General features: G+C 42.4%; 11 protein-coding genes. 7 read left to right on the top strand and 4 right to left on the bottom strand.

The genetic code is table 11. The features are described 5' to 3' along the window. Positions 1-290: 290 nt before the first annotated feature. From AXF17_RS04025 to AXF17_RS03995, 7 genes are all read left to right on the top strand, one after another. The gene (locus AXF17_RS04025; RefSeq protein WP_094233917.1) at positions 291-1,658 is read left to right on the top strand and encodes an NCS2 family permease; all 1,368 of its coding nucleotides are present in this window, start codon (positions 291-293) and stop codon (positions 1,656-1,658) included. Between the two features lie 149 nt (positions 1,659-1,807). After that, positions 1,808-3,034: a DNA polymerase IV gene (gene dinB, locus AXF17_RS04020; RefSeq protein ID WP_094233916.1), complete on the top strand. Its 1,227-nt coding sequence runs from the start codon at positions 1,808-1,810 to the stop codon at positions 3,032-3,034. A 1-nt stretch (position 3,035) separates the two neighbouring features. Then, positions 3,036-4,208: a GH25 family lysozyme gene (locus AXF17_RS04015; RefSeq protein WP_094233915.1), complete on the top strand. Its 1,173-nt coding sequence runs from the start codon at positions 3,036-3,038 to the stop codon at positions 4,206-4,208. 78 nt (positions 4,209-4,286) lie between these two features. Continuing rightward, entirely contained in the window at positions 4,287-5,036 is a 750-nt protein-coding gene (locus AXF17_RS04010; RefSeq protein ID WP_094233914.1) for an exodeoxyribonuclease III, read from the top strand. A 150-nt stretch (positions 5,037-5,186) separates the two neighbouring features. Continuing rightward, positions 5,187-5,465: a thioredoxin family protein gene (locus AXF17_RS04005; RefSeq protein ID WP_094233913.1), complete on the top strand. Its 279-nt coding sequence runs from the start codon at positions 5,187-5,189 to the stop codon at positions 5,463-5,465. A 248-nt stretch (positions 5,466-5,713) separates the two neighbouring features. Further along, positions 5,714-6,934, top strand: a complete 1,221-nt coding sequence (locus AXF17_RS04000) for an AsnC family transcriptional regulator (RefSeq protein ID WP_094233912.1) — start codon at positions 5,714-5,716, stop codon at positions 6,932-6,934. 1 nt (position 6,935) lies between these two features. Continuing rightward, on the top strand, positions 6,936-8,348 hold the full coding sequence (locus tag AXF17_RS03995) for an acetate--CoA ligase family protein (RefSeq protein ID WP_094233911.1): 1,413 nt from the start codon (positions 6,936-6,938) through the stop codon (positions 8,346-8,348). 200 nt (positions 8,349-8,548) lie between these two features. On the opposite strand, the gene dnaJ is transcribed toward AXF17_RS03995, so the two are convergent. From dnaJ to hrcA, 4 genes are all read right to left on the bottom strand, one after another. Next, complete coding sequence (gene dnaJ / locus AXF17_RS03990) at positions 8,549-9,682, bottom strand: molecular chaperone DnaJ (protein WP_094233910.1); 1,134 nt, start codon at positions 9,680-9,682, stop codon at positions 8,549-8,551. Between the two features lie 84 nt (positions 9,683-9,766). Then, positions 9,767-11,617, bottom strand: a complete 1,851-nt coding sequence (gene dnaK, locus AXF17_RS03985; protein WP_094233909.1) for a molecular chaperone DnaK — start codon at positions 11,615-11,617, stop codon at positions 9,767-9,769. Between the two features lie 73 nt (positions 11,618-11,690). Next, positions 11,691-12,293, bottom strand: a complete 603-nt coding sequence (gene grpE, locus AXF17_RS03980; protein ID WP_157682559.1) for a nucleotide exchange factor GrpE — start codon at positions 12,291-12,293, stop codon at positions 11,691-11,693. Then, on the bottom strand, positions 12,286-13,335 hold the full coding sequence (gene hrcA / locus AXF17_RS03975) for a heat-inducible transcriptional repressor HrcA (protein ID WP_094233907.1): 1,050 nt from the start codon (positions 13,333-13,335) through the stop codon (positions 12,286-12,288). Before hrcA ends, grpE begins: the two co-directional genes overlap by 8 nt. Between the last annotated feature and the right edge of the window lie 264 nt (positions 13,336-13,599).

Below are 13,599 nucleotides of genomic sequence, written 5' to 3'. Positions count from 1 at the left end.
TGTATTCCAATAAGTAGCTATAATTTTAACTTATGTCATATTTTATTATATAGACAAAGATAATATATATGTGTGTATGATCAAAAGAACAAACTTGAACATTTTTGACCAAATTGTGTTTCATCGTTCGGACAAATTACATTTTTATTATTTGTTTTCCTTTTTAAGCCTCATTTAATCTTAACTTTTATTGAAGTTATCTCTTTAGACTTCTATAATTATTTTATTACAAACAATCTTATTTGTTTTGATTTATAACTACAAAATTATTTTTAGAAGGAGTTATCTTTATGGAAAAGTTTTTTAAACTTAAGGAGCATGGTACTACCACAAGCACTGAAATCATTGCTGGAGTTACCACATTTCTATCGATGGTATATATTCTGGCAGTAAACCCTAACATCTTATCTGCAGCAGGCATGGATGGCGCAGCTGTTTTTACTGCTACTGCAATTTCTGCGACTGTAGCCACTCTATTCATGGCATTCTTCGCTAACTACCCTGTTGCACTTGCTTCCGGAATGGGACTTAATGCATACTTTGCGTACTCTGTCTGCATTCCAATGGCAAAGGCAGGAATAAATGATCCTTGGAAGATCGCACTCGCTGCGGTTCTAGTAGAAGGAATCGTATTCGTTCTTCTTTCTCTAACAAGCTTCCGTGAAAAGCTAGTTAACGAAGTACCTGCTAACCTAAAGTACGGAATCACAGCTGGTATCGGTCTATTTATCGTTCTCGTTGGACTCAAGGGTGCAGGCATCGTAATTGGTAGCGGCGCAACACTAGTTGAGCTTGGACAGGTAGGATCACCACAGTTCGTACTCGCTATGATTGGATTCTTCTGCATCTGTGCTATGGTTCGTAAAAATGTTCCTGGTGCTGTTCTATGGGGTATCCTCATCACATGGATTCTTGGAATCATCGCTGAGAAAACTGGTTGGTATCATGTAGATCCTGCAGCTGGTGCATTTTCACTAGTTCCTGCAAAGGTTTTCAGTCTTCCAGCTGCACCACACTTTGGACAGTTTGATTTTGCTTGGATTTCTCAGAATCTAATCAACTTCCTAGTTATCACATTCTCGTTCCTATTCGTTGACCTGTTCGATACAGTAGGAACTCTTATCGGTGTAGCTTCCAAAGGAAACCTCCTAGATGAGAATGGAAATCTTCCTCGTGCTAGAGGCGCTCTCCTAGCTGACGCATTCGGTACAATCTTCGGAGCTTTCGTAGGAACTTCTACAGTAACTTCTTACGTTGAGTCAAGTGCCGGTGTTGCTGCTGGTGGTAGAACTGGTCTTACAGCTGTAACATCTGCTGTAATGTTCGTAATCGCACTATTCTTCTCACCAGTGTTTCTAGCGATCCCGGGATTTGCTACAACTCCAGCTCTTATGTACGTTGGACTATTGATGGTATCATCAATCAAGAACATTGACTTCAATTCAGACATCGCTGATACTGCAGCTGCATTCTGCGCTATCACATTCATGCCTTTCACATATTCTATTGCAAACGGAATCATGTTCGGTATGATTTCATGGGTACTGCTTAAGGTTATCGGCGGAAAAGCTAAGGAAATCACTCCAGTTATGTGGATTTCTTTCGCACTATTCGCTCTCAGAATCGGTACTCTGATTGCTGGAGTCGGCTTCCACTAAGTTTAGTTCAGTACTATTAATGCGTTAAATAGAAATAGTTTAAGGCGAGCTCTTAGGAGCTCGTCTTTGTTATCTTAAAAACACTGTTCGCACGCACCATCAAATCGTCTATAATAGTATAAGAAATAAACTTACGAAAGGCTTGCAGCATGAATTCAGACAGACGAATACTACATTGCGATATGAATAACTTCTATGCTTCTGTCGAGCTCCTGTCACGCCCAGATATCAAGAATAAGCCAGTTGCAGTCGCCGGTGACCCAGACAGCAGACATGGAATTATCTTGGCTAAGAACGAACTAGCAAAGAAGTTTGGAGTTGTAACGGCAGAGACATTACAAGCAGCCAGACGTAAGTGTCCTGAGCTTATAACCATACCACCTCATCATGACAAGTATCGTGAATACAGCAATATGCTTAACTCTATATACCTCGAGTACACGAACCTTATCGAACCATTCAGTGTTGATGAATCGTGGCTCGATGTGACAGCTAGTGAAATGCTGCTAGGAGATGCAAAATTTATCGCTGATAGTATCAGAGAACGCGTACGCAGCGAACTCGGACTCACCTTATCTGTCGGCGTGTCTTTTAATAAGATTTTTGCCAAGATGGGAAGTGACTACAAGAAACCGGATGCAACTACCGTCATCTCAAGAGATAATTTCCGAGAACTCATATGGCCTATGCCTGTCTCTGAAATGTTCTTTGTCGGTAAAGCTACGGCTACTAAACTCAATAATTTTGGAATTCATACTATAGGTGATTTAGCGCATTCTAATCAGATGCTTCTTTCCAACGCCTTTGGTGTTCACGGAGTGAGCCTTTACAAGTATGCAAATGGCCTGGATGATGATCCAGTGCGCGCGTACGACAACCGCGAAGATATAAAATCAGTCGGACACGGAATGACTTTTCGCCGTAATTTAAAAGGTGCCGACGATGTCGGTCTTGCCCTGACAGAGTTATCTGACAAAGTAAGTACTAGGCTCAGACACCACGAGAAATGGGCACGCGGTGTCAAGGTAGAACTAACTACACCAGAATTCAAACGATTGTCGAGACAAAAACGCGTTCCTAGTCCTATTAATAGTCCGGCTGCATTTAGGAATATTGCCTTTGAATTAATTAAGGAGCTTAATTATACAAACAAACCAATAAGGCTTCTCACGGTAACAGCCATTGACCTTACCGACTCACCTGACGGAGGTCAGCTCACTATATTTAGCATGGGCGCTTCTACTAATGAAAATAATCAGAATGCAAAAGACGAAAATATAGCTAAGGCTATGGACGATATTAGAGGTAAATTTGGTAAGTCATCGATAAAGTTCGCACATGTAATCGGCAACGATATCGGAATCGACGAGGATTAGAATGAGACAGGGACGAAACAGTTCGCCACAACGGACACGAAGTAAACCGAGGAGAAAATCGGACGGTCTACGCGTCAGAATAAAAAAATGGTGGAAACGCAAATGTTCATCATTTAAACGCAAAACTATACGCAAGATAAAGAAGAACAAGTTTAAGGTAGCATTTTCTGTTGTCGGGCTCTTGGCGATTTTGATTGTGATTATCCTCCATTCTATGCGTAGCACCCCTTTCGAATACGGTAATTTTACACATGACGCGAGGTTTAAGGGATACGTAATATCAACTGGAATCGACGTTTCATACGCACAAGGGGATAACATTGATTGGCATAAGGTCAAGAAATCTGGTGTCGACTTCGTATATATTAGGGCTGGTTTTAGAGATGCGTCAAAGGGTAATCTCCACAAAGATGCAAAATTCGAACAGAATATCAAAGGTGCATCTGATGCAGGACTCATGGTCGGGGTATATTTATATTCACAGGCGACCACCACTGAAGAAGCTGCTGCCGAAGCTGACTATCTAGCCGGTTTAGTAGATAAATACCGCATAGATCTCCCGATAGTAATGGACTACGAGCTATATAATGGAGGAAGGCTCGCTCGAGCGATAAGCTCTGGCTCCCTTGGAACTTCGGGCATTAACAGAAACGCTTTAGCGTTCGTAAAGAGAGGTTGGGCACGCGGATACGAAACGATGATATACGGCAACTTTGACTTCCTCATGCACTACGCGAGCGGATATGAGTTAGCTAAAATCACGAATATCTGGCTTGCCCAGTACCATACACAGGCGACCTACAAAGGTGATTACATGATGTGGCAGAGCACCGACAAAGCGACTGTGCCGGGCATTAACAAAAATGTCGATCTGAATTTCATGTATTTGAACCCTAAAGAGACATATCATTCGCTACGTTTTAACGCGAACGGCAAGAGGTCGATTGAAAAATGTAATGTGCAACTTAAGAGCCATAGCTCCAGATATCTCGGATTCGCAGTTAAGCCTGGAATCGTGGTATATGACCATGGCAAAGAGTTAAGTGAAGGAAAAGATTACAAAGTTGCATATATTAAGAACACCTCTCCCGGTACAGGATATGCTATAGTTACGGGGATAGGAAAATACAGGGATTCTGTCATGACTAGCTTCAAGATTAAGAAGCTATTATGATACTGTGTTGGTAAAGTATGCGACTATAAAATCTTTAGATATACTTAAAATAAAATTCAACAAAAGGAAATTCACGAAATGAAGTTTATATCATGGAATGTAAATGGTTTTAGAGCAGTTCTCAAGAAGGGATTTGAAGACATCTTTTATGAGCTCAATGCTGACTTCTTCTGCTTACAAGAGACCAAGATGCAGGAAGGACAAGCAGACTTTCACCCAGAAGGTTATCACGAATATTACAGCTATGCGGAGAAAAAGGGTTACTCAGGAACTGCGATTTTTGCAAAAAAAGAGCCTTTCAGCGTAGCCTATGGAATCGAAGGCAAGCATAACGACGAAGGTCGTGTAATCACGCTTGAATACGAGGATTTTTACCTAATATGTGCATATGTGCCAAACGCTCAGAATGAGTTGAAGCGCATCGATTACAGAATGGAATACGAGGATGATTTGAGAGCTTATATGTCTAAGCTAGATAAGTTTAAGCCAGTTGTATACTGTGGCGATCTCAACGTAGCACACCAGGAAATAGACCTCAAGAATCCTAAGAGCAATCGCGGTAGTGCGGGCTTCTCAGATGAGGAGCGCGGTAAGATGACTGAGCTACTGGCTGCCGGCTTTACAGATACCTTTAGGTATCTTCAGCCTGAAACCACAGGCGTATACTCCTGGTGGTCATATCGCTTCAATGCGAGGGCAAACAACGCTGGTTGGCGTATCGACTACTTCTTAGTATCAAATCGCCTAGAGCCAAAAATCAAAGAAGCTGCAATTCTCGCCGATGTATACGGCAGCGACCACTGTCCAGTTTCATTGGTGCTTGAGTAGCATGTGCGACCACATTAGCTTTGCTCACACCTAAATGTTTCAAACCGATAATATAGGTGATTAAAATATACTTGTAATGTAAATACTTAAAAATCAAGCTATCTAATTTAAAACTAACATTAATTTATATAAAAGCGGAAAGGGAAAAATATGAAAAAGATTTTAGCATTTGAATATGCCGGCTGTCCATATTGTGTGCAGGGAAAGAAAGCTCTTGCCGACCTCATTGAGGAAAATCCGGAATATGGCAAGGTAGAAATTGAATGGATTGAAGAAAACGAACATCCTGAAATCATCGCAAACTATGATTACTATGCGACACCTTCGATGTTTATAGATGATGAGAAAAAATACGAGGCACACCTCTTCGAGAGTTACGAGGAGTGCAAAGGGCACATCAAAGATGTGCTTGATGAAGCACTTCAGTAGTTGATTCAAAAGCCTAACACACTCTAAATCTAAACACTGATTCCTCTGCCTATAGAGCCTATTTCAAAGTTTTGTTTCAATATTCAAATTATTTATATTATTTTAAATAAAAAGAGCAAATTTTAATACCGGTAAGGTTCTATTTCACTATACATTGTGATACAATAATAACACAAGGTGATATTGTTTACTTCATCTTGTTGTATGTTGTAACTGATTAGTTGTAAAAGATTAGGAGGTTAGTATCAATGAGTGAGAAGAAGTACATGCTTGGCACTGACCAACAGCAAGCGTGGATGCATAAAAATTGCTTTCCACCACGTGGCTACGGCTTTCTGGAGCCGGGAACCTTTGGTCTGGATGCAACAGAGGTTGCTGCCTACAACGTAGTTAAGTCATTCTATCAGGTATATCCTGACGTTTGGAACCTTGACTACATTGCCAAGAAGACCGGAGGCAAAAAGGACGACATTAAAAAACGTCTAAAGAGGATGTATGATGAACACTTGATTATGTTCGTCATGAATCCGAATGTCAGTGTTTATGGTTGGGGACTCTACTATTGGGTTGTTAAGTTGAAAGACGGAACTGATTCAGCCACGAAGGACGAGTTCGCAAAATGGTATCAAAACAAAGATGATATATGCACTGGCTACATGACTGAAGGGGATTTTGATTTCTTCAACGGAAACCACATGCGTGTAATAGATAATCTGCTTGCAGATGTTTTAGCTCCGTGGAGAGATCGTCCAGAAGTCGAGTATGTGCACCTCTGCCCTATTCGTGCAGATGTGCGTGAGTCCATGGTAAACCAGTGGGATGTGCCGGCAGACCAGTTTAGAAAGTTCGTGTTTGGAGAGGAGCAAAGGAAGAAGTTCCTAAAGGTTCAGCAGAAGATTGACAAGACAGATCTTGCAATTATTGATGCCCTGAATTCTACCGAGTCCGTTGCAGACATGTTCAACTTCAAGAGGTTGGAAGAGCTTTCAGGTCTTGATGGAGAACAGATGAGAAAGGACATTATAACCTGCGTAGATGATCGTAAGTTTATGCTTCCGATGATATATTTAAACTATCGTGGTATCGGACTTTCAATGCATATGTATCTCGTTCGCATGTTCCAGAATGTTCCTAGCTACAGAAAAGCAGAACTGATTGAAGAGTTTACCGGACAGTCTGAATTTGTTGATATCTTCCAGTTTGGCGATTCTTTCTATGACTGCCTATTAAGTGTCTTCACAGAGTTAAATGATGTTGATGAAATTCGCAACAAGCTCGAAAAATATGCAGAAATTGAAGAAGTTAAGGTCGCTAACTCCAAACGCCAATTCAGACGTTGGGTAGCACGACTGGATGATGAAAATGGCTACTGGGAGGAGTGCGTCATGACAGACGACTTTCTCCAAAACCGTATGGAAACCGGAGCACCGAAGTGCCGATTTTCAACGGATCATGAGGAGGTGAAATAAGATGATTGTAAAACATCCTCGCGATTATGTAATAGATAATCTTCAGTATGCATTAAACCCTAAGTCTATCGCCGTTGTTGGTGCCAGTCGTTATTCGACCAAGGTAGGTTACAAGGTTGTAGACGGTCTAAAGTTGTGGGGTTACAAGGGCGATATTTATCCGGTTAATCCGCGTGCTGATAAAGTGAATGGGCTTAAGGCATATCCTACAGTTAAAGATATTCCTGAAGAAGTTGATTTGGCATTCCTCGCTGTTCCGGCACACATCGTTAAATCCGTATTGGAAGATTGTGTTGCCAAAAAGGTAAAAATTGTAGTCATCGCTACCAGTGCATTTAAGGAGATTGGTCGTGGTGCCCTACAAGATGAGCTGACGCAGTATTGCCGTGACAACAAACTGCCTCTGATTGGACCAAACTTGGTTGGGATGGGAAGCCCATATCTTGACTTCAATTGCGGATTTATTCCGTACCTACCTATCAAGGGACCTGTTGCAATGATTTCACAGTCCGGTGCTAACTTGCTTGCCGCTTTGGGTTCTTCTCAAAAGGATCACTACGGCATGAGCTTCTTCGTCGGACTCGGCAATAAAGCCGATGTGGATTTCTGTGAGTTCATCTCATATGCAGGCAGAGACAAAGATACGAAGTGCCTTGCTGTGTATATTGAAGGGCTGGACAGTCCTGATGCTTTTATAGAAGCGTGCCAAAATGTAAATAAACCAATCGTCACCATAAAGGTTGGTGGTTCAAAAATTGGTGAGAAAGCTGCATTTGCACATACTGCTTCTGAAAATGCAGGAACATCAGATGCGTTCTATGACGAAGTGTTTAAGAAAGCGGGAGCGATTCGTGCGACAACATGGGAAGAATTCCTCGATATATCGATGGCACTCGGCATGCAGCCACCTGCAAAAGGAGATAATATCGTAATGATTACAAACGGAGGAGGATCCGGGCTGTTGAGTTGCGATCACTTTGAGCGTAGAGGTATGCCTATGCATGAACTGAATGAGATTTCACCAAGTCTGTCTGACAGAATTCGTGCTTACATGCCTATGTTCGGTTCTCCACTAAACCCTGTTGATATTTCAGGAACAGCTTCACCAATTCAGTACAAGGGAGCCTTTACACAGGCTATGCGTGACCCTAATGTACACGGCATTATCGGTTCGATTTGCCCTACCGCCGTGACTGATGTGGATGCAGTTACTGATTTGGTTATCCGCATACATGATACCTACCGCCATCTCGGCAAACCGTTTATCATGGAATGCCAGGGCGGAAACGAGTGCCAGGAAGCTATCCTTAAACTAAGGGATCATGGCATTCCTGCATATGCAACTGCAGAACAGGCTGTTAATGCTATGGTTGCTCTGTATCAATACGGAAAAATCAGCAAAGGGCATAAGTAACATTTATTACTTAATGGAAAGTTATATAATTAAAATAATTGAAGCCATTCTTCAAGAAAATGACTTCGAACAGGATTGTATCTACTAACATGGGGCTATCGCACATTTTGTGCGGTAGCCCCATGTATTGTGTATTATATTTTTGCATACTTATTTTACTAATTTTCGTAATGTGTTTTTTTACTTATTTTACACTCATTTTATTTATCAAACTTGAGGTTGTTGAACTCCTTCTTGCGTGGATATGAATCCTCAGAGAAATCCTCGGCCATGCGCTTAATCGCCTTCTTCTCTTTAGCGCTGAGTTTGGTTGGAACCTCGATATTTACCTTTACATAGAGGTCGCCATATCTGCCGGTTCTCGGGTTCTTAACCCCCTTACCCTTGAGTCTGAAGTTGGATCCTGTCTGAGTTCCTGGAGCCAGTGTGTAAGAATATGTCTCATTGAATCCTGGAACCTTAACCTTATCACCGAGAACTGCCTGATCGTACGAAATAGGCATTGTCAGGTACAGGTCATCGCCTCGTCTCTTGTATATCTTGTGAGGCTTTACGTTGATGACGATATAAAGGTCTCCAAACGAGCCACCATTTACACCAGGCTCACCTTCACCTCGAATTGGAATTATGCTGTCGCTATCAACTCCCGCAGGAATGTCAATCTTAAGTGTAACAGTCTTTCTCACAGAGCCCTTACCATGGCAATCAGGACAAGGTTTATCTATAACCTGACCAGTTCCACCGCAAGCATCACATGCAGAAACATTTTGGAAAGTTCCAAAAGGAGTCTGTGATACATGTGAAACCTGACCAGTTCCACCGCACTTATCACAAGTGCGTTTATGCGTTCCAGGTGCAGTTCCCTCACCATTACAAGTCTTACACTTAACTTCCTTGGTAAGCTTGATTTCTTTCTTACAGCCAAATATTGCTTCTGTAAAATCAATCGTAATCGACTTCTGTAGGTCATTTCCCTTACGTGGTCCAGTACGCCTTGTACCTCGTCCACCGAAGCCACCAAAACCACCACCGAACATATCGAATATATCTTCAAAGCCACCGAAGCCGCCAAAGCCTGCTCCGCCATCGCCAAAGCCTGCGTTCGGATCTACTCCAGCGTGCCCAAATCTATCATACTTATTCTTTTTATCAGGATCCGACAATACAGCGTATGCTTCATTGGCTTCCTTAAATTTTTCTTCGGCTTCCTTGTCCCCAGGGTTCTTATCAGGATGGTACTTCATAGCCATCTTACGATATGCCTTCTTAATTTCGTCTTCGGAAGCGCCTTTCTGGATGCCTAGCACCTCATAATAATCTCTCTTATCTGCCATATTATTTCCTTCCAACGATAAATTTTTTAAATCAGTGAACTGCCGGCACTAAGTGCCGGCAGTGATCACCTGCTGAATTTAGGCTTACTTATCTTCATCTACCACTTCATAGTCAGCATCTACAGTGTTTCCGTTTGGACCTTCACTCTGTGTTCCATCCTGAGTCTGCTCAGCTGCTCCGGTAGCACCTGCTTGAGCCTGAGCTTCCTGATAGATTCTCGATGAGATTGGGTAGAATGCCTGTGTTAGAGCCTCAATCTTAGCCTTAGTATCTTCAACATCGTTAGCTTCTACAGCCTTCTTGAGGTCCTCTCTAGCTGCATCTACTTTAGCCTTCTCATCTGCTGTAACCTTGTCACCAAGTTCGTTCATCTGTTTCTCAGTTTCGAAGAGTATTCCTTCAGCCTGGTTCTTAACCTCAACTTCTTCCTTCTTCTTCTTGTCCTCTTCAGCGTACTGCTCAGCTTCCTTAATCTTAGCATTGATCTCATCTTCAGATAGCTTAGTCGAAGATGTGATAGTAATCTGCTGTTCCTTACCAGTTCCAAGGTCCTTAGCGCTAACATTTACAATACCGTTTGCGTCGATGTCAAATGTAACCTCGATCTGTGGAATTCCACGAGGAGCTGGAGCGATGCCAGTGAGCTGGAATCTGCCTAGCGTAATGTTGTCAGCAGCCATCTCTCTCTCACCCTGCATTACGTGAACGTCTACTGCAGTCTGGTTATCTGCTGCTGTTGAGAAAATCTGGCTCTTCTTAGTTGGAATAGTAGTGTTTCTCTCGATTAGTTTAGTTGCTACACCACCTAGTGTCTCGATAGAAAGCGATAGTGGAGTAACGTCGAGTAGAAGAACGTCATTTACCTCACCTGTAAGTACTCCAGCCTGAATCGAAGCACCAACGGCTACGCACTCGTCTGGATTGATTCCTTTGAATGGCTCCTTACCAGTAACCTTCTGAACTGCAGCCTGAACCGCTGGGATACGTGTTGAACCACCAACAAGGATTACCTTCGCAATGTCAGAGTTGGATACACCGGCATCTGACATTGCCTTCTTCATAGGTTCAATACTTCTTTCTACAAGATCGCTTGTGAGCTGATCAAATCTAGCTCTTGTAAGATCCATATCCATGTGGAGTGGACCAGCTTCAGAAACTGTGATGAATGGTAGGTTAATCTTAGTTGTCTGAGCGCTTGATAGCTCCTTCTTAGCCTTTTCAGCAGCTTCCTTAAGTCTCTGTAGTGCCATGTTATCTTTTCTTAGATCTATTCCGTGCTCTGCCATGAAGGAATCAGCTAAGAAATTGAGAACTGCATTATCGAAGTCATCTCCGCCAAGGTGAGTGTCTCCGTTTGTAGCTAGTACCTCAAATACTCCATCTCCTAACTCTAGAACAGATACGTCGAATGTACCACCACCGAGGTCGTACACGAGTATCTTCTGAGTTCCATCAGCCTTGTCTAGTCCGTAAGCTAGCGATGCAGCTGTTGGCTCGTTGATAATTCTCTTAACCTCGAGTCCTGCAATCTTACCAGCATCCTTTGTAGCCTGCTTCTGTGCATCGGAGAAGTACGCAGGAACTGTAATTACAGCCTCTGTAACCTTCTCTCCTAGATAAGCTTCAGCATCAGCCTTGAGCTTTCCTAGAATCATAGCTGAAATATCCTGCGGTGTGTAGCTCTTGCCATCAATCTCAACAGTGTAGCTCTCACCCATATGTCTCTTGATAGAAGCTATAGTTCTATCCGGGTTAGTGATTGCCTGTCTCTTAGCAGTCTCTCCTACTAGCCTCTCACCATTCTTGGTGAACGCAACTACAGATGGAGTAGTTCTTGCACCCTCTGCGTTTGCGATTACAACCGGTTCTCCGCCCTCTAGAACGGCTACACAGCTGTTTGTTGTTCCTAAATCAATTCCAATTACCTTACTCATTTTATTTACTTCCTTTCATATAAGAAATCTTTATTTACTAAATTTATATACACGCCTAGTCGTGCATTTTGCACTACTTTGCGACGGTAACCATTGAAGGTCTGATAACCTTACCATTTAAAGTGTACCCCTTTTGAAGTACATTGCATACCTTATTGCTATCGTACTCTTCGCTATCCGCTGTCATAACTGCATTATGCATGTTAGGGTCAAAGTCTTCTCCGAGAGCCTTAACTTCCTCAAGCCCCGATTTGGTTAGAACTCCGAGAAACTGGTCAAATATGAGCTTCATACCTTGCGCATATCCCTCTGCTTCTGCAGTAGTCTCGCTTGCAAGCGCTCTCTCGAAGTTATCGAGCACCTCGAGCAGTTCGGTTACGATCCTTTCATTTGCATAGGAGCGGATATCTGTCTTCTCCTTAGCTACACGTTTTTTATAGTTCTGAAACTCTGCCATCAGCCTTAAATACTTGGTTTCGCCATCCTCCTCAGGCTGTGCTTTCTTCTCCGATGCTTCACCAGACTCATCCGCACTTTCAGCTACTTCATCAGCATTTTCAGATGTCTCTACATCTTCATTACCTTCTGAGTCTTCGGTCACACATTCTGCTGTTTCAGTCTTTACCGCCTCCTGCTCTTCAGCCTGATCGATATTAATCTTCTTCTCTTCAGTCATCCTTGATTTCCTTTCCATCGCTTAATAAGAACGCTTTGCTTAGGTTCTCCGTCAGATACTCCATAATAGAAGTAACCTCGCTATAGTTCATGCGTGTCGGTCCGATTACACCAATCTTGCCTATCAATTTACCATCTACATGATATGTCGCTGTAACGAGCGAGCAATCTTTCATAGATGAATCATCATTTTCATTACCAATAGTTACGATTATGCCGTCCTCACGCTGCAGCATGTCTCTAGCAAATTCATCCTTCCTGCTCACAAGCTCGATAAAGGATTTTGCCTTGTCGATGCTACTGTATTCAGGAATGTTGAATATATTTGTCAAGCCTTCCATATATAGATTAACGTTGAGCATATCCTCGAGCGTCTTCATAAAGTTAGGCATAACCATACTAGCCAGCGGACTCATCGCCGCGAGGTCAGAATTGAAATCTGCAATAATTGATTTCTTGAGTGCCTCGTCTATCGTGGTCCCCTTATAGCTGTAAGTCATCGACTTGCTCAAAATCTCAAGAGATTCAGGGGTGTAAGACACATCGACTTTGAGCGTCGTGTTATTCACATTACCTGTATCTGAGACTATCATCAATACAATTGTATATTCGTCCACAGGAAGCAGTCTGATGAACTTAAGTGTGTCAAAGTTCGCCGAAGGTGTCATAGCAAATGATGCCAACTTCGTTATATCTGATAAAAGCTCCGCGGCGTGCTGAAGTGTCTGATTGAACTCCGCAACGCTTACCTGCATTCGCTCATTGATAATCTCTTTCTCCTCTGGTGTGAGATCGTGCTTACTCATTAGGCTATTTACATAAAGTCTATACGCCTTATCAGAAGGCACACGACCTGCCGAAGCATGAGGATGTGTCAGGTAGCCGAGTTCTTCGAGGTCAGCCATCTCATTTCTAATCGTCGCTGGGCTGACGCCTAATCCATATTTCTTAGCAAGTGAACGTGAGCCGACAGGCTCCGCACTCTTGACATAGTCAGTGATAATCGCCTGAAGGATCTGAAGTTTTCTCTTGCTTATGTCCATTGATTTTCCTCCTTGCCTTCAAAGTTGTTAGCACTCATTAATCTGGAGTGCTAATCACTACCCATAGTGTACTATCGTATGCACCATGTGTCAACACATAAAGTTGAGCGATATATGTTTTTTTCGTGAAGCGTATGATATTACTGAATCACATAATAATAGACCTCAGCATACAGCCGAAGTCTATTAATCTTTACAACAGGTGTGATACTTTTTCTATACTATGTCATCATATAATAACAATCTTTTTAAAGCGGCTAGTAT

Origin of the sequence: Mogibacterium pumilum, assembly GCF_002243385.1 — a bacterium.
GTDB lineage: Bacteria > Bacillota > Clostridia > Peptostreptococcales > Anaerovoracaceae > Mogibacterium > Mogibacterium pumilum.
This window is presented reverse-complemented; position numbering and strand designations above follow the sequence as displayed.